Genomic DNA, 316 nt, shown 5'->3' on the forward strand with positions numbered 1-316 from the left:
GATATAACGGTTTTTCATAAACCCTTCACGGAACTTCACACCCAGAATATTCGCCAACTCCAAGGCAGAGGTACGGCTGGTATCAGGAATTGGAATCACAACATCAATATCGTGTTGCTCACCCCATTCTTTCAGGATTTTATGGGCTAGTTTTTCACCCATTTTCAAGCGCGCTTTATATACCGAGATTCCATCAATTGTGGCATCTGGACGGGCAAAATAAACATATTCAAAAATACACGGGCGGTATTCAGGATCCACTGCGCACTGTTTTGAGAATAACTGGCCTTTGCTGTCAATGAAAATCGCTTCACCT

The 316-nt window shown here is 43.0% G+C and carries 1 pseudogene; it reads right to left on the reverse strand.

Annotated features, from left to right (window positions below):
- Positions 1–316, reverse strand: a pseudogene (locus tag B4H32_RS10270) (amidophosphoribosyltransferase); the annotation flags it as partial.

Source organism: Acinetobacter sp. UBA2063, from assembly GCF_002333245.1.
Lineage (GTDB): Bacteria > Pseudomonadota > Gammaproteobacteria > Pseudomonadales > Moraxellaceae > Acinetobacter > Acinetobacter parvus.